This is a genomic window from Clostridium omnivorum (genome assembly GCF_026012015.1).
GTDB classification, from domain to species: domain Bacteria; phylum Bacillota; class Clostridia; order Clostridiales; family Clostridiaceae; genus Clostridium_AX; species Clostridium_AX omnivorum.
Genome location: NZ_BRXR01000001.1, coordinates 3,159,385 through 3,183,135, shown reverse-complemented (window position 1 = coordinate 3,183,135; position 23,751 = coordinate 3,159,385). Strand labels below are relative to the sequence as shown.

Annotated in this window: 22 protein-coding genes; 4 read left to right on the top strand and 18 right to left on the bottom strand. The window is 31.2% G+C overall.

The annotated features are described in order from the left end of the window. Nucleotides 1-13: 13 nt before the first annotated feature. Complete coding sequence (cobC, locus tag bsdE14_RS15030) at nucleotides 14-598, bottom strand: alpha-ribazole phosphatase (protein ID WP_264850788.1); 585 nt, start codon at nucleotides 596-598, stop codon at nucleotides 14-16. A gap of 301 nt (nucleotides 599-899) precedes the next feature. On the opposite strand from cobC, the gene bsdE14_RS15025 reads away from it, so the two are divergent. Further along, the gene (locus bsdE14_RS15025) at nucleotides 900-1,790 is read left to right on the top strand and encodes a DUF2156 domain-containing protein (protein ID WP_264850786.1); all 891 of its coding nucleotides are present in this window, start codon (nucleotides 900-902) and stop codon (nucleotides 1,788-1,790) included. Nucleotides 1,791-1,880: 90 nt separating this feature from the next. Here the strand turns inward: bsdE14_RS15025 and bsdE14_RS15020 are convergent, their stop codons facing one another. The 7 genes from bsdE14_RS15020 to bsdE14_RS14990 form a co-directional block, all read right to left on the bottom strand. Beyond that, nucleotides 1,881-2,723, bottom strand: a complete 843-nt coding sequence (locus tag bsdE14_RS15020) for a methyl-accepting chemotaxis protein (RefSeq protein WP_264850784.1) — start codon at nucleotides 2,721-2,723, stop codon at nucleotides 1,881-1,883. Nucleotides 2,724-2,855: 132 nt separating this feature from the next. Further along, the gene (gene trmB / locus bsdE14_RS15015; RefSeq protein ID WP_264850782.1) at nucleotides 2,856-3,491 is read right to left on the bottom strand and encodes a tRNA (guanosine(46)-N7)-methyltransferase TrmB; all 636 of its coding nucleotides are present in this window, start codon (nucleotides 3,489-3,491) and stop codon (nucleotides 2,856-2,858) included. Nucleotides 3,492-3,958: 467 nt separating this feature from the next. Then, on the bottom strand, nucleotides 3,959-4,597 hold the full coding sequence (locus bsdE14_RS15010) for a site-2 protease family protein (protein WP_264852275.1): 639 nt from the start codon (nucleotides 4,595-4,597) through the stop codon (nucleotides 3,959-3,961). Nucleotides 4,598-4,693: 96 nt separating this feature from the next. Next, nucleotides 4,694-8,725 (bottom strand): 5'-nucleotidase C-terminal domain-containing protein, encoded by a 4,032-nt coding sequence (locus bsdE14_RS15005; RefSeq protein ID WP_264850781.1) that lies wholly within the window; start codon nucleotides 8,723-8,725, stop codon nucleotides 4,694-4,696. Nucleotides 8,726-9,032: 307 nt separating this feature from the next. Further along, a complete protein-coding gene (locus bsdE14_RS15000; protein WP_264850780.1) occupies nucleotides 9,033-10,085 on the bottom strand; it encodes a hypothetical protein in 1,053 nt (350 codons plus the stop codon). A gap of 13 nt (nucleotides 10,086-10,098) precedes the next feature. Next, on the bottom strand, nucleotides 10,099-11,154 hold the full coding sequence (locus bsdE14_RS14995) for a phosphodiester glycosidase family protein (RefSeq protein WP_264850778.1): 1,056 nt from the start codon (nucleotides 11,152-11,154) through the stop codon (nucleotides 10,099-10,101). A gap of 257 nt (nucleotides 11,155-11,411) precedes the next feature. Then, a complete protein-coding gene (locus bsdE14_RS14990; protein WP_264850777.1) occupies nucleotides 11,412-12,788 on the bottom strand; it encodes a PhoH family protein in 1,377 nt (458 codons plus the stop codon). Nucleotides 12,789-13,066: 278 nt separating this feature from the next. Between bsdE14_RS14990 and perR the strand changes: the two genes are divergently transcribed. Continuing rightward, the gene (gene perR / locus bsdE14_RS14985; RefSeq protein ID WP_264850776.1) at nucleotides 13,067-13,516 is read left to right on the top strand and encodes a transcriptional regulator PerR; all 450 of its coding nucleotides are present in this window, start codon (nucleotides 13,067-13,069) and stop codon (nucleotides 13,514-13,516) included. A 47-nt stretch (nucleotides 13,517-13,563) separates the two neighbouring features. Here the strand turns inward: perR and bsdE14_RS14980 are convergent, their stop codons facing one another. Continuing rightward, nucleotides 13,564-14,763: an ABC transporter substrate-binding protein gene (locus bsdE14_RS14980; protein WP_264850775.1), complete on the bottom strand. Its 1,200-nt coding sequence runs from the start codon at nucleotides 14,761-14,763 to the stop codon at nucleotides 13,564-13,566. Between the two features lie 124 nt (nucleotides 14,764-14,887). After that, nucleotides 14,888-15,322 (bottom strand): PA2169 family four-helix-bundle protein, encoded by a 435-nt coding sequence (locus bsdE14_RS14975; protein WP_264850774.1) that lies wholly within the window; start codon nucleotides 15,320-15,322, stop codon nucleotides 14,888-14,890. 135 nt (nucleotides 15,323-15,457) lie between these two features. Here bsdE14_RS14975 and bsdE14_RS14970 point away from each other — a divergent pair, with 135 nt between their 5' ends. Beyond that, a complete protein-coding gene (locus tag bsdE14_RS14970; protein WP_264850772.1) occupies nucleotides 15,458-16,402 on the top strand; it encodes an FG-GAP repeat domain-containing protein in 945 nt (314 codons plus the stop codon). Between the two features lie 246 nt (nucleotides 16,403-16,648). Here the strand turns inward: bsdE14_RS14970 and bsdE14_RS14965 are convergent, their stop codons facing one another. Then, the gene (locus bsdE14_RS14965; protein WP_264850771.1) at nucleotides 16,649-17,617 is read right to left on the bottom strand and encodes a helix-turn-helix transcriptional regulator; all 969 of its coding nucleotides are present in this window, start codon (nucleotides 17,615-17,617) and stop codon (nucleotides 16,649-16,651) included. A gap of 154 nt (nucleotides 17,618-17,771) precedes the next feature. On the opposite strand from bsdE14_RS14965, the gene bsdE14_RS14960 reads away from it, so the two are divergent. Beyond that, nucleotides 17,772-18,143: a bactofilin family protein gene (locus bsdE14_RS14960; RefSeq protein ID WP_264850770.1), complete on the top strand. Its 372-nt coding sequence runs from the start codon at nucleotides 17,772-17,774 to the stop codon at nucleotides 18,141-18,143. A gap of 32 nt (nucleotides 18,144-18,175) precedes the next feature. Here the strand turns inward: bsdE14_RS14960 and bsdE14_RS14955 are convergent, their stop codons facing one another. From bsdE14_RS14955 to lon, 7 genes are all read right to left on the bottom strand, one after another. Continuing rightward, nucleotides 18,176-18,421, bottom strand: a complete 246-nt coding sequence (locus bsdE14_RS14955) for a hypothetical protein (protein WP_264850769.1) — start codon at nucleotides 18,419-18,421, stop codon at nucleotides 18,176-18,178. Nucleotides 18,422-18,689: 268 nt separating this feature from the next. Beyond that, on the bottom strand, nucleotides 18,690-19,055 hold the full coding sequence (locus bsdE14_RS14950) for a hypothetical protein (RefSeq protein WP_264850768.1): 366 nt from the start codon (nucleotides 19,053-19,055) through the stop codon (nucleotides 18,690-18,692). A gap of 54 nt (nucleotides 19,056-19,109) precedes the next feature. Continuing rightward, a complete protein-coding gene (locus bsdE14_RS14945; protein WP_264850766.1) occupies nucleotides 19,110-19,388 on the bottom strand; it encodes a hypothetical protein in 279 nt (92 codons plus the stop codon). 66 nt (nucleotides 19,389-19,454) lie between these two features. Then, entirely contained in the window at nucleotides 19,455-19,805 is a 351-nt protein-coding gene (locus tag bsdE14_RS14940; protein WP_264850765.1) for a hypothetical protein, read from the bottom strand. 99 nt (nucleotides 19,806-19,904) lie between these two features. Next, a complete protein-coding gene (locus bsdE14_RS14935; protein WP_264850763.1) occupies nucleotides 19,905-20,633 on the bottom strand; it encodes a CPBP family intramembrane glutamic endopeptidase in 729 nt (242 codons plus the stop codon). A gap of 79 nt (nucleotides 20,634-20,712) precedes the next feature. Next, the gene (yihA, locus tag bsdE14_RS14930) at nucleotides 20,713-21,309 is read right to left on the bottom strand and encodes a ribosome biogenesis GTP-binding protein YihA/YsxC (protein WP_264850762.1); all 597 of its coding nucleotides are present in this window, start codon (nucleotides 21,307-21,309) and stop codon (nucleotides 20,713-20,715) included. Between the two features lie 10 nt (nucleotides 21,310-21,319). Next, nucleotides 21,320-23,632, bottom strand: coding sequence for an endopeptidase La (gene lon / locus bsdE14_RS14925; RefSeq protein ID WP_264850761.1), 2,313 nt, complete (start codon nucleotides 23,630-23,632; stop codon nucleotides 21,320-21,322). Nucleotides 23,633-23,751: the final 119 nt, after the last annotated feature.

Genomic DNA, 23,751 nt, shown 5'->3' with positions numbered 1-23,751 from the left:
TTCTGACTCCTTTCTAAATATGAGTAATACTATCTATAAAAATATTACCATATTCATATTTTATAAGACTTATATCGCCATTTTTTGAACTAAATTTCCAATATAAATCTAATTTACCATTAAGCACATAGCAATATATGCTTCTAATAACTCCCCCATGAGTAACTACTAATACATTTTCGCAGGGATTCTTTATAAGCTCATCCATAAAGCTTTCTACTCTGTTATAAAAGTCTCTATAACTTTCTCCTCCATTAGGAGCAAAATCCATCCAGTCTTCCTCCCAACACTTATAATCTTTTGGATATAGTTTTTTAATTTCTTCATAGGTTTTTCCTTCAAAAACTCCAAAGCTCATTTCATTTATTCTGCTATCCTTAACTGCTGCTATATCATTTCCTAATGCCAACTCAGCAGTTTCCTTAGTACGTATTCTTTCACTTACATATAACTTATCAAAAATAATATGCTTTAATGCCTTTCCTGCCTTTTTAGCTTGAGTTATACCATTTTCGTTAAGTGACACATCTAAGCTTCCATAATAGTACCTATTCTTGTTTTCTTCTGTTTCTCCATGTCTTACTAGATAAATATTCATGTAAAATTCCTCCATTAAAGCTTTCAAAATAAATTTTACCATCCTTGGGGCTGTTTTTCAAATGATTATCAGTGCTTACTAAAGATAAGCTACAAATAACTATACATTTACTTATTTAAATTTATTAAACGCTATTATTCAAGCTATTTTAATAGATTATTCATAAATAATGATTTGTGTTATTAAATGAAATTCTTTATAATTATATCTACAGAACAACATAAATTTATTGTTAATAATAATAATAATAGAAATAATAAAACTAAAATTATATTTAGTAGTCAACGAGGAGTGTTTCTTTATGCTTGAATTTAAACAACTGACTCTTGAAGATAAATGTCTATTTGACAAATATTTAAAACCATATTCTTTTTTAACTTGTGAGTATTCTTTTACAAATCTTTTTATTTGGAGAAAAGGCTTAGATATCCAATATGCAATTTATAATGATGTATTGATAATTAAAAAAATGGACTTTGATGGACGATATCATTTTATGCAGCCAATTGGTTATAAGAGTGAAAATCTAAATTACATAATTAGTATGCTAAAGGAATATAAAGAAGAATTTCAAATGGATTGCTTATTTAAAGATATTGAAGAGCCTTTTAAAAATGAACTTCAATCCTTATATGGTGATACTATTGAAATAGAAGAAGATAGGGATAATTTTGATTATATCTACGAGAGCGAGAAGCTAAAAACCCTTTCAGGTAAAAAACTTCATGGCAAGAAAAATCATTACAACTACTTTTTAAAGCACTACAGCTACACTATAGCACCTATTACCACTGAAATTATAGATGATTGCATTAAAGCTGCTAGAGAGTGGTGCTGTAAAAATGATTGCAAGGGCTATCTTTTGCATGAGCTTCGTGCTATTCAAGAACTTCTAAAAAATAACGATAAATTGGATTTTATAGGAATGGTTGTGTATGTGGATAACAAGCTTTCAGCCTTTACAATTGGAGAAAAAGTTAATGAAACCATGGCCATAGTTCATATCGAAAAAGCTGATGCCGAAATAGGTGGTTTATACGCATTTATAAACAAAAGCTTTGTAGAAAATTATTTAAGCGATATTCCTTTTATTAACAGAGAGCAGGATCTAGGTATTGAAGGCCTTAGAAAAGCAAAACTTGCCTATTATCCAATAAAGCTAGAGCCAAAATATATGGTTAATTTTAAATAAAAAATATAAATCAACTTGTGCATATTCTGTATATAATTTGTCTCATAAAAATAATACCCTCAAAGTAGAGGGTATTTCTTTTATGAGATATTATTTAATTGAATTAACTTTGTTCATTATATTTTGACTCAAATTTAAATGCTTATCGCCTTCAAGTTTTATCTTTGATATTCTCTCAGTTATTTCCTCGATTTTATTAGTTACCTTTGCAAAGCCTTCATTAGCTTCCTTAGCAACTGTATTGCTATCTGCCTTACCTTGATTTAGCTCTTCAACCTGATTTTTTGCTTTAATAGCAATATCATATGTTTCTTTTACTGTCTTTTGTATATCCTTAAGAAGTGCAGTAGTGTTTTCGGACAGCTTTTTAATTTCATCTGCTACTATTGTAAATCCCCTGCCTGCTTCTCCTGCTCTTGCTGATTCTATAGATGCATTTAAGGAAAGTAATTGTGTTTGTGATGCTATGCCGTTAATTTGTGTTGATATGTTTTCAATTGACTTTACCTTAGAAAGCAACTCCTCAAAGGATTCTGTAAAGTTAGTTATAACTCCACTATTGTCCCTAGTAGTCTGAGTCATATCTTTGATAGTAGTATCAGCTGACTTAACTATTTCTTTAACTTGAATTCCTATGTTATTTATCTCATTAATATTTTCTATAACATAATGATCTTGTCCAACTAAATCATTAAGCATAGAATCTATTTGAGATGCTACCAAATAATTATCAGAACTACTTGCTAGCGCAGTTTCGCCCCTGCTATTAGCTTCTTGAAGACTTACATTTAACTCTTCATTTTCATCTACTGCATTTTTATACTTAGCCTCTAATTCCTGAACACGTAAATCAGCGGCTTCCTTTTCTGCTTTTGCTTCATCTAATTGCTTAGATAAAATTTCAATCTGGTCTTTATACTTTTTACCAAACATTGTATCCCCCCATATTTTCCCTTATAGCAAATTCTTAATTTAATATTTTTTATAATTTAATTATAATACTTTAATATAAAAATTACTACAAAATCTGATATAATCTTTATTTATATTCCTATTAGTGCCATTTTATTTTATTTTTCCAATTAAAAACATAGTTTTCATACCAAGTTCAGTAAATTTAGACTCATATTCTGTAACAACATTATATTTAAAATCACTATTATGAAGATCATAAGTTAAGTAGATAATTTCAAAGGAACTTTCATTAAAATACTGAATTGACTCTTCAAAAAGACCCACATCATCAGTTTTAAACCAAATTTCTGAACCTGGCTTTAGAAATTTCTTATATTCTGTAAGAAATTTAGTATGGGTTAATCTTCTCTTTTTATGTCTATCCTTTGGCCAGGGATTACAAAAGTTAATATATATCTTGCTTATTTCATCCTTTTCGAAAACACCATCAATAAGCTGTATATTTAAAGCTGCTATTCTAGCATTATTTACCTCAGCTTCTTGAACTCTCTTAAGTGTATATATTAACACTTCATCTTTTAGGTCAATTCCTATATAGTTGATATCAGGATTTAGTCTTGCTTTTTCAGATAAAAATCTTCCTCTTCCACAGCCTAATTCCAGATGTATATCATTATTATTTCCGAATACCTCCTGCCATTTTCCACAATAATCATGAGGCTTTGCTACAAATAATGGACTATCCTCTAGTTCTGGTCGTGCCCACCACTTTTTTCTTAATCTCATTTAATTTCATCCTTTCACTTGGAACACGGGGTGCCCCATTGTTACTTATTTTACTTACCTACTTTGGTTAATCATTAATACAAATTTTAATTTATATAATTATCCTTAATGCTAATTAAATATTTCAGTATCTAAAGCATAGTTGTATTATAATTTAAGTATCCAATGTATTATTATATATAAATTTTATCAATATATCTAGTTATTTGTTTAAGTTTCATAATCATACTATTATTTGGCTCTTCCTCATAAAATTGATAATAATATAATTGCGCTGTACAGAATAAATATCATAATTTTAGCTGCAGCATATTTTATACTGCAGCTTTAAAAAAACATTTATAATTATTAATTTATCAAATAAGCGTTACTTAACTTATTACAGCAATTATAAAAATTCCGCTGTAATAAGTAAGCTTAAATTCATTTCCTGGGTAATCCACATTAATATTATCCATACTACTACACTAAATTAAAAAACTAGTAAGCTTTAATAATGAATACATTAAATATCTAGTAGGATATCCAACTAAATAGTCACCTAAAACAATAATAAATAGTATCATTATTATAAATTGGTATCTGTATAGGCTATCAGAAATTTTATAAAAGAATTTTGGAAATAAGTCTCTAAGTATATGAAAACCATCAAAGCCTGGAATCGGTATAAGATTAATAACAAATAACATACAATTTACATTTAGAGCCGCAAGAAAAATACTAAAAACTATACCTAATAAGTTTGAAGTATTTTGGTATTTAAAAAAAACAGCTGTAAAAATAGCCGCTACAAAAGCTACAATTAAGTTTGCTATAGGTCCTGCTATAGATACTTTTAGGTCGTCTTTATAATACTTTTTAAAGGCGCTTGGATTGGTTTCAACCGGTTTAGCCCATCCAAACCCAATTAATATTATCATAATAAATCCAATTGGATCAATGTGTACAAATGGATTTAAAGTAAGCCTTCCTTGGAAACGTGGAGTTTTATCTCCAAGTTTATCTGCCATTATGGCATGTGCATATTCATGAAATGTAAATCCTATTAAAATACCTGGAATAAGTAGTATTTTTGCTAATATAGCTTCTTTAGTCAACCGAATCATCCTTCCATTTATTAATACTACTATTATAACAAAATAATAGCATCCTATAAAGAAAAAAGACTTCACTTTCTCACGAAAGTGAAGTCCTCAATTTTATTATGCAGCTATATCGTTATCTTCTCTTCTTCTTCCTGATATAAATAATGCTGCTCCAAGTAATGCAACTAGTGATCCCATGCCTACTACTACATTCATATCTATTGGTGAACCAGTCTTTGGAAGGTTTGGAGCTGCGCTCTTAGCCATTACAAAGTAGTCACTGCAGTGATCTGTAGTAAATGTCATGTATCCATCTGCATCTACAGTAGCTTCTGCTACTATTTCATAAGTATTCTTGTCTGCATAGTATCTATTTACATAAACAGTTGTATTAGCCCAATCCTTACCTATGAATACTTTAACAGTTGCCTTTCCAGGTAACTTTCCATCATATGTGAAGGAGAATGGTACTATAGCTACATCCTTACCAACAATAGCTTTAACCTTAGCAGCTTCTTTAGCTTTTAAATCAGCTGAAACAGTCTTTAAGGATAGGTCTATATCTTTGATTAATGTAGGATCGATATCTTTTCCATTGAAGGTCCAAGTTATTCCATCCTTTTGGAATGTAACATTTACATCTTTTCCTTTTATTGCAGTAAATACATCCTTGCTAACTGTTGTATTGCTTGTAACATCAACAACTATATTAGCTTTTTCAGGAGCATTCTTTATTGCATCTACAACTTTAGTAGTATCATTTGATACAGTTACAGTTGTATTATTATCCGCAACAAGATATGGTTTAATATCTTCGATTGTAACAGATTTAACATTTGGAGTTCTTCCATCTGCAGAAACAGGAACTTTTATAGTTCCAGCATTTAGCAATTCCACAGCTTTAGCTCTCATTGCTGGATCCCAATTGTTGCCTATAATCTTCCAATTGTTATCTAGTTCAGGCTTAATTACTCCGCCCTTAACATTTACTATATAATCCCTAATTAACTCTCTAACTCCACCGATATCTCCTCTTACGTCTTTTTCAAGAAGTACTGGTAAAGCTTCACCTTGTTTAAATATTTCGCCGTAAGATAAAAGTTGTGAACTTGCTCTATAGTTATTTACAGCTACAACTAATGTATCAGTATCTTTTATTGGAGTACCATTCATTCTAGTTAAATTAACTATTCTATTTCCAGGTTCCTTTGATATATCAACATCATATTTAACACCTGTAAACATATCATAATTGTAACCTCTAATCTTTTCATTAAAGGAAACAGTTAAATCTCCTGGTTTATAAGTATTATAGTAATTAGCTGACCACTCCATAAACTTCTTTAATTGTGTTCCTGTCATTTGTAACTTATATAATGTATTTGCATATTTGTAAATTAATGATGTATCAGCTTTCTTAATGTCTCCAACTTTCATATTTGCTCTTGTATCAAATGCAGCTGCTGCAGAAACTTCTGCTCCAGTATAATACATTTGTACTTTGTTTATAAGGTTTATCATAGCTGTTTCTTCAATTTGTGAAGTAGGTATTCCTTTTACTTCATCAGCATGAACTAAATCCCCACCTTCAAGCTTACCTATAACTATATTAGCATCATCTTTAGCCTTTTGATCAAATGGTGCTAACTTAGCCATTAAATCAGCATCTGGTTGATAATTTACAACTGTCTTTCCAGCTGCATCTTTACTAGTCATATTTTTAAGTGCTGAAGTAGTTTCCTTAACTTCATATTTTCCATCTGCATTTTTAGCTAGCTTGATATTTACTTGAGCTAATGTAGATGCTCCACTCTTATTTTCTACTAGTAAAACATTATTATATTTAGCACCTGCAACAGCCTTATGTTCATGAGCAGCTACTATAACAGTAAGTTCTGGGCAAGCATTTGCTAAATCAATAGCTCCTGAATCCTTAACATCATACTCATTATTCTCTGACATATGCTCAGATGCTATCATTACATCAACTTTACCCTTAAGTTCAGCAATTACCTTCTTTGTTTCTTCAACAGGGTCAGTAACTGTATAACCTTTTAAGTTTTCTGAATCCCACTTTGTTATATTTGGAGTTACCATTCCGATAACTGCCACCTTAACACCATTAACATTCATAATTTTATATGGTGCACCTAATCTACTTCCATCTGGTCTATATACATTACCAGCAAGAACAGTTGCTTTTGATTGAGCAATTATCTTTTCTAATGTTGGAACACCATAATTATATTCATGATTACCAGTTGTCCAAGTATCGTAGCCAATTTCATTCATTGCATATATCATTGGATGAATTGGGTCCTTTAAGAATAAATCTGCTGAATTATCTTGAATAGTATCTCCAGTATCCAAAAGTATTGTATTGGGATTTGCTTTTCTAAGCTCTTTTACAGCAGTTGCAATTTGAGCTAAGCTTCCTGATGTGTCTGCTGTATTTATAGCATAATCATATGGAGCAAATCTACCATGAGTATCGCTAGTTGCAAGTACTTGGAGATTAACTTCACTTGGAGTAGAATCGGTTACTATTCTTCCATCCATTTTTGTTATTATTGATGGATCTTTATCCTTGTTGTTCTTAATGTTTTCAATTAACGTATCTCTAATAACAATATGTGTATCATAAGCTGGATTTTTTCCACCAGCAGCAATAAATCCTGTAAATCCATCTCCACCAGTAGCAACAAAATCTGGAACCGCTACAATTAAAGTTTCATTTTCTAAAATAGGAGTTCCATCTTCTCTTGTTATATTATAAACTCTGTCTCCTGACGGTGCAGTAGCATCATAATAGAATTTAATTCCTGATACTTGTATTCCCTTACCACCATCTTGTACAGCTTGGTTAAGTATAACTCTTAATTGAGCTTTAGTTACAGGTACTTTACAAATGGTGTTATCAAAAGGCATAAATTGCCACATAGTTCCGACGGTAATATTTCCTACTGGTATATCTATTCTTAGTCCACCATTGTTTGAAACACCTACGTCTGCACCTACTTTATTTCTAATAACATCAGTTACCCAGTTTCCAAGGTATGACTCACCATAGGTTCCAGTTCCATTTCCTGTCTTAACTTGTGATTTTGTTAATTCAGCATTGCTGTTTTTTCCTATAACTACATCTGTAATAGGAGCAACCTTTGCAACAGCATCATCAATCATCTTCTTTACTTCTGCATTTACAACTGGATTAGTTGCCTTATATCCATCAGTATTATCTAGTGCTTTGTAATCAGCTGCACTTGCTGTTGGGAAAGAAACTTTCATATCAGCACTTACAGTCATTTTTGCATCTATATAGCCTTTACCATTAGACTTAGCAATATATACAGGTAATCCATTTGTAGCATTAAAGTGTAATTCAGTATGTGAATGTCCGCCAAACACAGCACTAATATTATCTTTATTTAAAGCATTAGCTATGTCTACAATTTTCCCAGTAGTTTTATTATCACCGTCATTACCTTCATGAATAACAGCTATAATAACATCTGCTTTATTTCCATCCTTTATTTCTTTAGCTACTTGGTTAACTTCAGCTGCTACAGGCTTTACATCATAGTTACTGATATAAGCAGGTAATATTATTGATGGGGCCTCTTCAGTAAGAGCGCCGATAAAAGCAATTCTTACTCCATCCTTAGTTATTACCTTATAAGGATCAAACTTCCTTTTTCCTGTTGCTTTATCATAAACGTTTGCACAAACTATTGAATAGTTTGCATCTTTCATAGTTTCATTTGTTATAGTGTCTAGTCCCCAGTCAAATTCATGATTTCCAAGAGCAGTAACTTCCATACCAATCTTGCTCAATACTTGTTGAACAGGCACACCATGCAATATGTTAGATACTGCAGATCCCTGGTATAAATCTCCGCCACCTACTACTATTGTATTAGGATTTGAAGCTTGTACCTTTTGAATTCTGTCAGCAAGTACAGCACCTACTTGATTGTTATATGTGTCCAAAAGTGTTCCATGGAAGTCAGTAATTTCAACTAAGTCAAAAACTTTGTCCCCAGTAGCTGCCAAAGCAGTTTGAGTAAGTCCTTGAGACATAACTGAAAAAGTCATGAATAGTGTTAATAACCAGGCTGTCCACCTTTTTTGTTTTGTTGACTTAAACAAAATATTTTCCCCCTTTTCTTAAACTGTATATACAGTTTAAAATTTTGTTGTTAACTAACAATTACCCAATTGTTAAAACTATGTTATTGAATGAAATATATGGATAATATGTCAGTGTACATATAATTATACACCTACAATTTTAATATGTAAACGCTAACACAGAAAATTTATGTGGATTTGTTAAATATTATATACCGTATAATTTAATTAATATTTTCTAAAAAATTGAATTATAATGAACAGATTTTGTCTAAAAAGAAAAAAAGAAGTAGATCTAAATACTCTACTTCTTTCTATATAAAATTTACTTTAATGGTGTCTTATAAACTATATTGTCAGTCTTTGATGCTATTCCACCATTATACATCTGTAAAAATTCACCTTTATATGAGGTCTCCATACCAGTACCAAGATCGGTAACTACTCCCCTTAGGTTATCATTTGCGTATACTTTTCCATCTTCGGATACATATATATCTTTTCTTTCAGCCGGTACCTTTAAATCAATTGACTTCCAATTATCTGTACCTTCCTTAATAGTGCCAAAGAATATTTTTTTAATCTTTTCTCCTTCGGTTTGACCTATATATAATCTATCATCACTATCTACTGCAATAGCTGTTGGTCTTGTTACTCCCTTAATGTTTATTGCACCTTGTACACCTGTTACATATACTTTATGATACGTTAAGTCATCATAAGCAAGTTTATCTTCATGTGGGAAAATAACAAAATTACCCGTAACATAACTGTTAATTCTTTTCTTTTCCATTTGTCCCATTACATTAATGCTATAAAGGGCATTTTTCCCACCGTTATTTCCAATTTTAACGTAAATTATATTTGTTAAAGTGGATAGTTCTATATCCTCTACTTCTGACTTTTTATCAGGTAGATATATATGACCAGATTCACCATTTCTCTCATCCTTTATATCTTTCTTCTTATTTTTAGCAACATCATAGTTTGTAAGCATTAAATAGTTGCCTTTATTAGAAGTATATTTTTCTGCTATTATTATACTATTTACATCTGGTAGCCATTTGTAATAAGAAACCTTAGCAGCATCCTCTAATTGAACATTCTTTTCCTCTCCATTATCTGTATTTAATACCTTAAGCGTTTCACCAACAAAGTATGCTAAATATTTTCCATCATAAGAAGTAGTAATGTTTGTAGCTTTATCAGGTATCTTTATATCAATCTTTGAAACTTTCTTCTTAGCTGCAACATCAACCTTTTTTTCCTTAAAACTAGTCTCATTAACAAAATAAAATTTATCAAGATATAACAAACCTGAAAGTTGTATAAATAACGACAGCATAATCCAAACTATAATTTTCTTTATATGTTTCATATGTTTCTCTCCTCTACGGTTCTACATAAACAGCTGTAGCCACAGTTCTTTCACCTAGCGGATCACATGGGCTGTTTATTAAATCTCCGTCATAATACATAGTAGTAGAAGAACCTCCATCAAGATTAATTGCATTCCAAGCACCATGTTCAAGCATAATTTGCTGTACTTCAGCGAGAGATGCTCCAACCTTTAATCCCTGTCTTCCATCTATAGCCAACATAATTATTGTACCATCTTGCTTTTGGCCTATTGCTGTCCTAGGATTAATTCCAGGCTCAAGATTTCTTTGAGGTTTTCCATTTATTATTAAAGGCGGTCCAAATGAAAGAGCCTCAACTACACCTTGTTTCTTTAAGTCATTTATACTATGATTCCCAACAAGCAAATATCCACTTTTAGTAAGTGCCATAACACTAAAGGCTGCATTACTATCAGTTATATCGTTATATACAGTTTTCCCATTCGACATAACTATACCAGTTGGATAAGCACCCGTACCTGCCCATAGCTTTCCATCTGCAGACTTATCTGTAAATCCTCCGCCATTGATTGCTGCAATTGCACCATTTTCCTTAGCTATTTGGCTCGTCCTCTGTCCTTCTTTGCCGATTTTCTTAGTATATCCTACCTTAACTCTTGTAGGATCTTTAATTTCCAATATATAAGCATCAAACTTTTTGCCGTTTATGTCATATCTTTCTATTTTACTATCGTGTTTATTCTGTATTTTTATTTCATTTAAATTTTGATTTTCAGAACCAGAAGATGCTTCTGCAGTATTATTACCAGCCTCTACATTAGAGCCTGTATTTAATATTGCTTTTATCTTCTCCTCTGATAAAAAAGCTTTAGCAATATATTGATGTGTGTAAGTCTGCATTGCTGTTCCAACTATAGTTCTTTTAACATTTTGAAATGGCCCATAAAAAACAATAAGAACTCCAGTAACAGCTGTAAATACAAATTCAAAGGCTAAGAAACATATAAGGGTTTTCCAAGAAAACTTCTTTTTAGTTTTCTTTTGTGCCTTGTTTCCACCTTCTTGCTGAACTTTATTATTACCCATATTTTAACCTTCCTTTTCCTCAGTTTTAATTCAGTAAAAGCATTATATAGTTAATTATTAAATAGAATGTCATTAGTATGCCATGTAATTAACTTAAATTTTCTTTTATTCTTATAAATATAACAAGTACTATTGTACAATACTTACGACTAATTTTAAATAGTATTTAATAGTATTTGCATCCAAATGTTATACAATTTTATTACAAAACCATTAATTTTTCATTAATAAAGGCATGCAGCAAGCATGCCTTACTATTATAATCTTTTAGATCCTTCATATGCAAGGTCTGACCTTTCACATTCATCATATTTTAGAGTAATCTGACAGCACAAATCGCTACCTTTCATTTTTTCTGATGCATAACATAGTCCGTTAGACCTTGAATCTAAGAATGGATGGTCAATTTGTTCAGGATCTCCAATAAGCACTAATTTAGTACCTTCTCCTACTCTTGTTATTATAGCCTTAACTTGTTTCGGTGATAAATTTTGTGCTTCATCAATTATAACCCAGTTTTTAACTATTGATCTTCCCCTTAAATATGCTACTGCTTCTGTAGTAATAATTTTTCTATCAAACAGCTCCCTAACCTTATCATCTAATTCTTTTTCATTTTTATACCTTTCTTTTTCGTCAGAATCCACTAGTATTTGAAGGTTATCAAAAACAGGTCTCATAAATGGAGATATTTTTTCTTGTTCTGTACCCGGTAAAAATCCTATTTCTTCATCCATAGTTACATTTGGTCTGCATACTAATATTTTTCTATATTGTCCACTATTCTCTTCTATTATCTTATTAAGCCCTACTGCTAATGAAAATAGTGTCTTCGCTGTTCCCGCCGGTCCTTTTATTATTGCCAGTGGAGCCTTATCTGCTCCAAGGCACAATGCCTCTAGCATAAATTTTTGTCCTACATTTCTTGGACTTATTCCGAGCGGCATCATATCTTTAAATATTAAAGGCACTATTGCTTTGCCATCAAATCTTCCTAAAGCTGTTTTCCTTGGATTATCCGTAGAATGAATTATCATAAATTCATTAGTAAACAGTTTTGGCGCTATATAACCCTCAAGTTCATTTGAATAGTACCTTAGTTCTTCCATATTTAATATTTTATTGTGGTAGAATTCATCCAATTTTTCGGGAGTCACGTATACCTCTGTTCTTCCAGTATATTGGTTATCATATTCAGGAACTACCTTTTCATGAAAATCTTCAACATCTATATCCACAGTATCAGCTTTTATTCTTTCAAAAATGTCCTTTGTAATTAGACAAACATCCTCCCCCTGATCCTTCAGACCTTTACATACCTGAATTATTCTGTTATCTGGCTTTTGCCTATCCCAGGTACTAGGTATTTTTGTATCATAATGGTTCATTTCCACTCTGATTTTACCTCCACCTGGTAAGATAACTCCTTTATTCAGCTTCCCTTCCTTTCTTAATTTATCGAATATACGGGCAGCATGCCTTGCATTGGCCCCCAAGTCACTTTTATCTTTTTTAAAACCGTCCAATTCTTCCAGTACTACTTCAGGGATAACCACATCATTTTCTCCAAATGAGAAGATAGCTGCTGGAGAATACAGAATAACATTGGTATCTAATACATAGGTCCTCTTCAAATTATTACCCTCCTTCTTAATGCTACAATCTAAAAGGGCTATATTACATAATATGAATTTAAATCCGGAAATGTATTAACATATTGTTAATAAATCAATAATTCCTTAACTTCATTTATTACATAATATATAGGTAATAAAATTCTTAAATATTAAAAGTCTTTTTTGACAATCCTTAATTATTGTTACATAATTATGTGTGTGTCTAAAAGATATTTTTTGACAAACAATAACTTTTATTATATAATATAAATGATTAAACAATAAGGATGGTGTATATGGATACCTTATCTAACATTTTCAGAGAAAAGAAGTTAAAACTTACTCCACAGCGAATTGCAGTATATAAATATTTGCAATCTACAGTTGAACACCCTTCTGCCGAGACTATATACAAAGCACTGCACCCGCAATATCCAACAATGAGCTTAGCTACTGTTTATAAGGCTTTAAAAACACTTGTAGAAGTAAATTTAGTTCAAGAAATAAATGTTGGAGAAGGAAACTTTAGATATGATGGAAATGTTTGTCCTCATCCACATATACAATGTCTAGGTTGTGGTAGAGTGGATGATATTGAAGGTGTTTGCTTTTCAGGTTTAAATGAAAAAGTAAAAGATTACACAAACTATGAAGTATTAACAAATCAAGTATATTTTTATGGTTTATGTACATGTTGCAAAGATAACACTAATTTATCCACTGAATCTTCAATTGAGGATAAATAGTAACTAAAAAGGGCATTTAGTTTATTTTACTAAATACCCTTTTTGTTTTATTTATAGGCTTCATCTATTACTTCTTCCCATTCTTTTTTAGTTGATTTACCTGATAGAATATTATCTATTTTAGCTGATATGCTGCTTTGGATTTTTTTAGGCAAATTGTATATAGCAAGAATGTTTTTGTCATCTGCCTTTCCAATATGCTCGGCAGTAGTTTTGCTTAAATTTAGCAATGATGCATTTGCTTTTTTATTTCCTGATATAAACCCCTTTTTAACTAACTTTTTTTGAGTATCTTCACTATACATAAACTTTATAAACTTTGCTACCTCTTCTTGATTCTTACCATTTGCTGGAGTACACATTACTGTATTTACAATTATAGGCGGTACTGCATTTGAATTATTACCTAAGCTATAATCATTTATTACTCCTATATTAGCTGCATCTTTAAGCATATCATTAAAGTTCGCGATTGAAATCACAATAGGATAGGTTCCTTTAGTTAATCCATTAATACTATTTTCATTACCTAATTCAAAAGAATTTTTATTAATTGTTCCACTGCCTACCATAGTACTAATTTCATCAAATATTGTTTGTGGGGATTTTAGACTTTTGTAACTGTTTTTATTATCATATACATTTTCTAGTTCTTGTGGTTTAATAATCCCCATTGCAAATGAAGAGAAAAGTAATGAGTTTATATCTAAATCCTCAGTCACAACTACTGGAATCCTTGTTGAACTTGAGCTAAGCTTTTTCATCACTGCTGCCATATCCTTAATATTAGATGGAATTGGGACTCCTAGCTTGCTTACAGCATCTTTATTATAGTATACCTCCACAGGAAAAGGAATTAATCCTATTCCATAATGTTTATCTCCAACCCTTCCATAGGCAGTCATAATACTATAATAATTATCATCTATTTTATTTTTTTCATAAACCGAAGTCATATCTGAAAGCAGACCTTTTTGTATAAGGTCTATCATTGAATTTCTCGATGTTAATAAAATATCAGCTTCTCCACCCTTATTTATATCTTCTACTACCGAGGATGAACCACCTAAAGCATTGTTTAAATTTAATTTCACCTGACTATTTTCCTTTTTGTACTCTTCAGTAAAAAACTTTACAACGTTAAGAGCATACTTATCCTTAATATCGATATATATGCTTAGGCTCTTTTCCTTTCCTGACTTTTCTGAGCTTTCCTTCTTCTTACATCCAGCCGTACTAAATACCAATAGCAAAACTAATAAATATATTAGTCTCCTTTGTTTTACCAAATCTTTCACCTTCCTCTCTATAGAATTTTAGGCATATACAAAAGCTGCTTAGCTTTTATATATGCCAGTCCCTGTAAAATACCTATTTTTCCATAGTTGCTATCATATTATGAACTTTTTCTAGTCGTTTTTTATTTTCATCTATTAACTTTTCTATATCTGGCCTTAAACTTTCACTAAATTCAGTTAAATACTTTTGAGTACTTGTTAACGCCATTAGCTCTCCCTTATATATATCGTCCATGATATCCTTAGGCTTGCCTTTAATTATAAGTTTTGCAGCAGTATAACCCTCAGACATTTTACCTTGAATTCCAGTTCCTGCTTTTGGATATTCTCCCCTTGATATCATCATATTTTCCAATCTATTTTTATGTCTTTTGTGTTCATCTAAAAAGTTATCCACTTCTTTTTTATAAGTTCCATTTGGTAACTTGTTTAAATATTGTTTATATATATTAATGCCCATATTTTCTCCCCTAAGAAGCTTTGATAAATAAACTGTATCCTTATCCATAATCATTTCCTCCTTTTATATATAATTACAAAACAACTATTATGAGACATATTATTTATAATATTTATTAAATTTATTTTATGTAAATTAATTAATTATATAATCCATTCATATAATTAATTGGAGGTGTTTTATATGAAATTTAGGGTTATATTTCTAAAGAAAAAGTATATTTACTATTCTATTCTAATTGCTGTAGTATTAATTTTAATACTTATTGCAACATCTTTAAAAAATACTACTCCAACCTTTAATATATTTACAGATACTAACATCCTATCTGCGGACGTAAACGGTGATGGAAAAAAGGATTTAATTTATATTAAGCCTGAAGGTGGAAGATACTTAGTTGAAATTAATACAAATGATAAAACATTACCATTGACACCAGATAAAAAATTATCCACATTAGGAGCTAATTCTCCTGGAAATCCAATAAAAGTAATTTTAATGGATGTATCAAGAGATAAAACACCCGAAATATTTATTCAATCTTCACAGCAAAATAATCCCATTCAACATACTTTCATGTGGAATAATGGTAAATTCGATGATATATTCTGCAGTTGTAATAACGTTCTAGGTTTTATGGATTGTGGTAATAACAAAACCCCAAAATTTTTATCAGGAAAACTATCTAACTCTAGTATTGAACTTTATGGATATATATTAGTTAAAGACAAACTACAAAGCTTTCCACTTTCAGACAGCTATAACTTTATGGGTAAAGATAGTGTATTTACTTTTATAAACTACATTGAAGGCCTACCTAATAGTGAAGCTAATAAACCAACTGATGTTTTTTATCCTGGCCTTACAGGAAATGATCTTTCACTTATTGGAAAACTTTCAGGTGAAAATAATACCTACAAATTTCAAAATTTAACTTTCAAAGACACAAAGTGGAATAAAGATGGACAAATCTCTGAGACTAGGTGGAATATTACTTTTAAAGCAATATCAAACACTAATAAAGACTTAATAAAAAATTATACCTTATTCTTAACTCTTAAGCCTTTTACTGATGAAAATGGTACTGCCTCTTTTAAAATAGTTTCCATGAGTTATGAAAAAAACTGATTTTATATATTTTTTTGCCTATATCTTATTAGTTTATATCTAAATTGTACAGGCTATTTGTATTTTATTTATTTTTATAAAACAAAAGGGACCGTAATAACGGTCCCAAGGGGGATGGGGGGTTCTAGCATTAAATGAAAGTAATACTTTGATTTAATGCTTAGGAGATTTTATCTCCAATTACATTTATAATATTGACATTTTCGAAAAATTTTATACATTCTTGCTAATAATTATTTTATTTTTTTACGCCATTTTAATTTTATAATTTACATAAAGCTTTTTAATATCATCAGCAATATCGTCTCTTAATTCTTTAGGTTCAAGAACCTCTGCTTCAGCTCCAAAGCCCATTATCCACTGTTTAATTTCCGCAAAATCATCTAAAAAAAGGTTTAGAATTATTCCTCCATCCTTTTCATCTTCTATGCTTTGATGAGCATGCCATTTAATATTTTTAACAAATTCAGCAGTACTTTTAGAAAATTTGATTTTAATTTGCTTGTTACTGCCTCTAAATGCTACCCAATTTTTTTCTAAAAACTCCCCAAGTTTAAAATCTTGAGGTTTTATGAAAATATCATCAGTAACTATCAAGCTTTTAATTCTTGATAAAGCAAAAAACTCCACCTCATTTTTCAAATAAGAATATGCAATTAGATACCAGCTGCCTTCTCTTAAAATAATATTGTACGGGTCTAATCTCTCTTTTGTTGTACTAGTTTTTGCTAGAGAGTAGTAGATAGTCTCCAAAGCCCTGCCCTTACTCATAGCATAATTTATTTTACACATTATATCTTCAATCTTGCCAAGGTCACCTATGCTGCTTATTTTAAAGTCTTTAGAAGAATCAAGCACTGAAAGCTTATCCTCATTTCTTAAAGAAACATTTTTAATCTTAGTTACTGCCCTCTTAAATTCATGCTCAAAAGCAAAACCATTATCAGCAGTTAATACTTCAGCCGCTATTAGCAATGACTTCATTTCCTCTTCATTAAGTTTGGCATCTTTAATGAATATTTCACCATCGAGATAAAAACCACCATGTCGGCCTTTTTTTGTATATACAGGCAAATCCGCCGCTACAAGAGTATCAATATACCTATATATAGTCTTCTTATCAACATTTATTATTTCAGCAAGTTCCGATGCAGTCACAAGCTTTTTATATTGTAACGTAATAAGTATCTGTGTTAAATGTGCAAGTTTAGACATACGCAGCTGCTCTAATTTTAGAGCTCCCCCTCCCCTTACGATAATCCGTGTATTATATATATCGACATATTTTTTAACTTTTTAATAGATTTTAATAATATATTTATTACTTTATGAATATAAATACTTTGTAATAATAAATAGGGGGAATAGCATGTTTAATGAAAAAGAAAAAGTTTCAAACAAAATTGAAACCTTAATAGGTGAGCAATGTGCTATAGTTGGAAACTTTAAGGGAAGTGGTCTATTAAAATTAGATGGCTCCGTGGATGGGGACATTAATTGGGTAGATGATATAATGTTTGGCATTGCTTCCTATTGCAAAAGCAATATTAGCTGTAAAAATGCATATGTAAGTGGCAAGATTGATGGAAATGTTATATGTGAAGATACTTTGACAATAGAGAGCAGTGGAAAAGTCACTGGCGACATTACTGTTAAAAATATCATAATAAAAGAAGGCGGCTCCTTTGATGGTAAATGTACCATGCTTACAACCAAACCTGCTACTGAAATTTTAGAATAGAATAAGAGGGCATTTCTGCCCTCTCCTTTGTACTAATTGCCACATCCGCTGCCAAATAGATTTCTGCATGGATTGCAGCATGATAGGTAGAATAGAGCTATAATGAATAGGATGCTGTTATCAACTGTTGACTCTTTTCCACATGAACTGCTTCTTCTTCTTCTATTGAATTGTAGGATTATCAGTATTAATATTACCAATGTTGGAAAGTTGCAGCAGCAGTTTCCGATTCCAAATCCATTATAACCATTTCCATTGTAATTACACTCTTTACTCATACAAAACCCCCCTTTCCTGGGCTATGGTTTAAAGTGGTCTATTCTCTTTCTTAAGTAATTAAACTAGAGTTTATTATTTACCTCTTCACTTGTTACTTAGAATATGTGGAGATGCACTGTTTTCTCTTTAGGCTTTGCTATCTTTTGCTTTATACTATATTCTATTCTTAACTATAAATTTGGTGATTATTTTTTAGTTAGTTTAATTTATAAGTCATCAATTAAAATCAAAATAGAAAGCCCATAGAAATTCGGCTTTCTACAGGCTTTATTTATTCTTTAATATTTTACTTATAGTGTAAAGTTGAATAATAGAGTTTATAAGGTTGCCCTTTTCCTCATCCATTAAAGGTTTTATAGCATTTAATATATCTACCCTTTTATCACCTTGCCCCGATGAATGTTGATTATAATCGCGACTCTCATTTTCATTTCCACTTCCACCGGAATTTAATCCAGATAGCATTGATGAAACTTGACTTATATCTATGTTATTTAGCATACTAGCTAGTTGATTCACATCAACATTATTTAGCAATGAGCTAATATCATTTAAATTTTCTGGATTAAAATAGTTAGGACTAGCAGTTCTTTGCCCATTTCTCTTATTATGTTTTTTCCTATGCTTGCCCATACCACCACTCCTTCTTTTATAATAAGGAGGGTTATTATACCCTCCTAAATCAAATTAAAATCTTTTGCATGGATTGCAGCATGCTAAGAAGAAAAGTGCTATGATAAACAGAATACTATTATCAATTAATTGATGGCCAGAACCGCAGTCCTCTTCACATTCCTCACTAGAATCACTACTAAATCCAAAGCCTTTATTTTTGTTAAATTGAAGGATTATTAGTATTAATATGATTAATGTTGGAAAGCTGCAGCAACAATTTCCGGAATTACCAAAAAATGATGTATCGCATTTATTCTCTTCGCGCTTGCATTCATGATGTTTTCTACTCATAAACAAAAACCCCCCTTATTATCTGGGTTATGGTCCCAATATACTATTTTTAAGCTTATGTTCCCGTTAATCTTCATTATCATCAGTATCAACGTTAATGATATTTGTGTTTGAACCTCCATTACCATCAGTAACCAGGAATAATATTGCGACTATTATAATAACAAACCACCAGTTGTTGCCAAAGAAGAAGTTGTTATTATTTTTATGATGATGATGGTGATGGTGATGATGCCTGTCGTTACCGCAGCCTCCAAAGCCAAAGTTACCAAAATTCCCAAAGCCATTATTGCCATTTCCAAAGCCAAAAACAGCAATTATAACCAGAATCCATATTATCCAGCTGCTTCCAAACAAGCCACCACTTCCAGATCCTCCAAACCCAGTAATTGCTACCTCATTGTTGGGTTTGTTCATAGCATCACTTCCTCTCTCAGAAGATTCTTACATCTTTAGTGTTCTAATATATACTATTCCTTACTTGAAAATTTGACACAAAAAAATAGGCTATTTTAATTAGCCTATTGTTTTTTGTAATAACATCGCTATTACAGTAACCGAATTAAATATAGAGTGATTAAAGACTGCATACCAATATCCTTTTTTTTCTATTAAGTAGCAATTTATTAGCCCTAGTGCAAAAATAATAATAAAGGATCTAATGTTAAAGTGAACCAGAGCAAAAATCATGCTTGATACTATTGCCCCACTTATAATACCGATTCTCTTAGAAATAATCTTCTCAAACAATAGCCACCTAAAAATATATTCTTCTAGTATAGGAGCAAAAATCACCATCATTGGTACCATAAAAATAAATTTGTTTAAAGGAACATTCATAAGTTCAGTTATAATCTGCTGCTGTTTCAAATCAATTTTAAGTATATATATAAGTATTGAAAGAACTAGTGAAAGTGCAAATGTGATAGCATATGAAATTCCGGAATATTTTAGTCCCTCTAAAAACTTAAATTTTTTTATACTAAATCCAAATTCATAATAGCTGTCACTTCCCATAATTCCAACGTTTTCTTTATTGGTTCTCATTAACCTTATATTAAGTAATACAAATAAAAAAGGAATAAGATTCTGAGTCCCTGTAAATAAAGTTATACCAACATAAATAATTGATAAAACTCCAAGTAAAAAAATATTGACCTCCCTTTTTCGAAGCCCCACTATAGATATAGCAAGTGGTGGAAAATAGACCAATAATAAAATCAAGACATCCTGTAAAATTTTCATAATAACCCCCATATTCACCATATATGCAAAAGCAGAGTGCTTCCTAATATCACCCTGCCTTTGTTTATGCATTTAACTATTATCCTTGTATATCTTCACAAATATCGAACAAATTATCTAACAGCTCTTCTTTCCCTTTTTTACTTAAAGATGAAAAATAAAAAATTCTTTTTTCTTTTTCAAGCTTTAGGGTTTCCCTTATTAGTTTTTCACTCTTGACTAATTCATTTTTTGTAAGCTTGTCGCTTTTAGTTGCAACAATAGCTATGTCATATCCATAATGTTTAATCCACTCATACATCATTATGTCATCACCAGTAGGTTTATGCCTGCAATCTACTAATAGAACTACTTTTTTTAACTGTGGCCTTTTAACTAAGTAAGTTTCGATTATTTTCCCCCAACTTGCCTTCTCGGTCTTAGAAACCTTAGCATAACCATAGCCAGGTAAATCTACTAGGTAAAAGCTACTGTTAATTAGAAAGAAATTAATAAGCCTTGTCTTTCCAGGAGTGCCGCTAACTTTTGCTAGCTTTCTTCTATTTGTAAGACTGTTTATCAAAGATGATTTTCCAACATTTGACCTTCCTACAAAAGCTATTTCACACCTGTTATCAGTAGGGTACTGCTGTGGCTTAACCGCAGATATTATAAATTCAGATTGTTTTATCTCCATAATATTTCTCCTATAAAAGTGCCATTTCTAAAACTATATCAATTTTATCTGCTAATATAAATGTAAGTTTACTTTTTATAGTCTTTGGTATTTTAAGCATGTCCTTCTCATTTTCCTTAGGTATGATAATTGTATCTATACCAGCCCTATATGCTGCTAAAGTCTTTTCCTTTAAACCACCTATTGGAAGTACTCTACCTGTAAGTGTTATTTCTCCAGTCATAGCTACATTATGTCTTACCTTTCTGTTGCTTAGTGCTGAAACAAGTGCTGTAATCATTGTAACCCCAGCAGACGGACCATCCTTTGGAACAGCACCTTCTGGTACATGTATATGTATATCCTTATCCTTGTGAAATTCAGGATTTATACCATACTTCTCTGCATTTGCTCTAACATAGCTGTATCCAGCTCTAGCTGATTCCTTCATAACATCTCCCAATTGACCAGTAAGTTCAAGTTTTCCATTACCTGGCATTACTGTTACTTCTACTGGAAGAGTATCTCCTCCATATCCAGTCCAAGCCATACCAGTGACTACACCAATTTTATCTTCCCTATCTGCTTTTTCAAAGGTATAAATAGCTGGTCCTAAATACTTCTTCACATGATTTGATGTAATGTTAATATTCTTTTTATCTTTTTCAACCATCTCAGCAATGGCTTTTCTAAGTAGAGTAGCCAATTTTCTTTCTAGACTTCTAACACCTGATTCCCTAGTATAATTTTCAATCACATTATATATTGAATTATCAGCAAAGGTTATAATATCTTTTTCAATATTATGCTCCTTTAATTGTTTTGGTATAAGATGATTCTTAGCAATATGGAATTTTTCCTCATAAGTATAACCTGAGACTTCAATTATTTCCATTCTATCTAGTAAAGGTCTTGGAATTGTTTCTAAGCTGTTAGCAGTGGTTACAAAAAGTGCTTTTGACAAATCAAAATCCAATTCCAAGTAGTGATCTCTAAAAGTACTATTTTGCTCTGAATCTAAAACTTCAAGTAGCGCATCTGCTGGGTCTCCTCTAAAATCATTACTCATCTTATCTATCTCATCTAATAGGAATAATGGATTTTTAGACTTTGCTTGTTTCATTCCATATATTATTCTACCTGGTATTGCACCAACGTAAGTCTTTCTGTGACCTCTTATTTCCGCCTCATCTCTTACTCCGCCTAAAGACATTCTAACAAAGTTTCTATTTAATGCTTTTGCTATTGACCTTGCTATTGAGGTTTTACCGACTCCTGGAGGACCTACAAGACATATTATTGGTCCTTTAAGAGAATTACTCATTTTCCTAACTGCAAGATATTCAATTATTCTATCCTTCACATCTTCAAGTCCATAATGCTCTTCTTCTAACACTTCTCTAGCCTTTTTTACATCCAAATTGTCCTTTGTTTCATTATTCCAAGGCAGATCTAAAATCCAATCCAGATAACTTCTGATAACTCCACCTTCTGCAGAGTAACTTCCACTATTCTTCAATCTATCCAATTCATAAAGTGCCTTTTCCTTAACTACTTTAGGTAATTTTGCCTTAGTTATTCTACTTTTATATCTTGCTATTTCTTTTTTATCTTCGTCGTCTTCTCCCAATTCTTCTTGTATGGCCTTTAGCTGCTCCCTTAAATAGTATTCCTTCTGAGATTTATCAACTTTGTTCTTAACCTTAACACCAATTTTTCTTTCAATCTTTAATATGTCAACTTCATTGTTTATCATAACAATAAGCTTTTCAAGCCTTTCAGAGACATCATAGGCTTCAAGCAATTCTTGTTTTTTCTCTCCCTTTAACATCAAATATGAGCTAATAACATCAGCAAGTCTTCCTGGGTTCTCTACATCTTCTATTGATACAAGAATTTCTGCTGGTATATTCCCAGACAATTTTATATACTCATCAAAGCTTTTTCTCATTGAGCGTACCAAGGCCTCAGATTCCTTATTTATTACTACCTCTTCGTCTTCAAGCAGCTCAATTTCAGCTTTAAAAAAAGGTTCTAGCTGAATATAATTTGATATTCTTGCTCTGCTTACTCCCTCTACTAACACTCTTACTGTATCCCCAGGTAATTTTAATATTTGCTTTATATTACAAATTGACCCTATTGTAAATATATCTTCTTCTATTGGTTCTTCTACTTTTGCGTCCTTTTGTGACACAAGAAAAATCTCCTGATCCTTTAGCATTGCTTCTTCTAAAGCAAGAATAGATTTTTCTCTACCTACATCAAAATGTAGAACCATATAAGGAAAAATTGTTATACCTCTTAATGGAATTAGAGGAAGAATTTTAATATTGTTTTCCATAGTTCTCCCCTCACTTTTCATAATCTATGTAAAATATATTGTATATATTAATGAACAAAATAATCTAATGCAATAAACTAGTATTTAAGGTTAATTCTTTATGGCTAGTTATAAGTAGT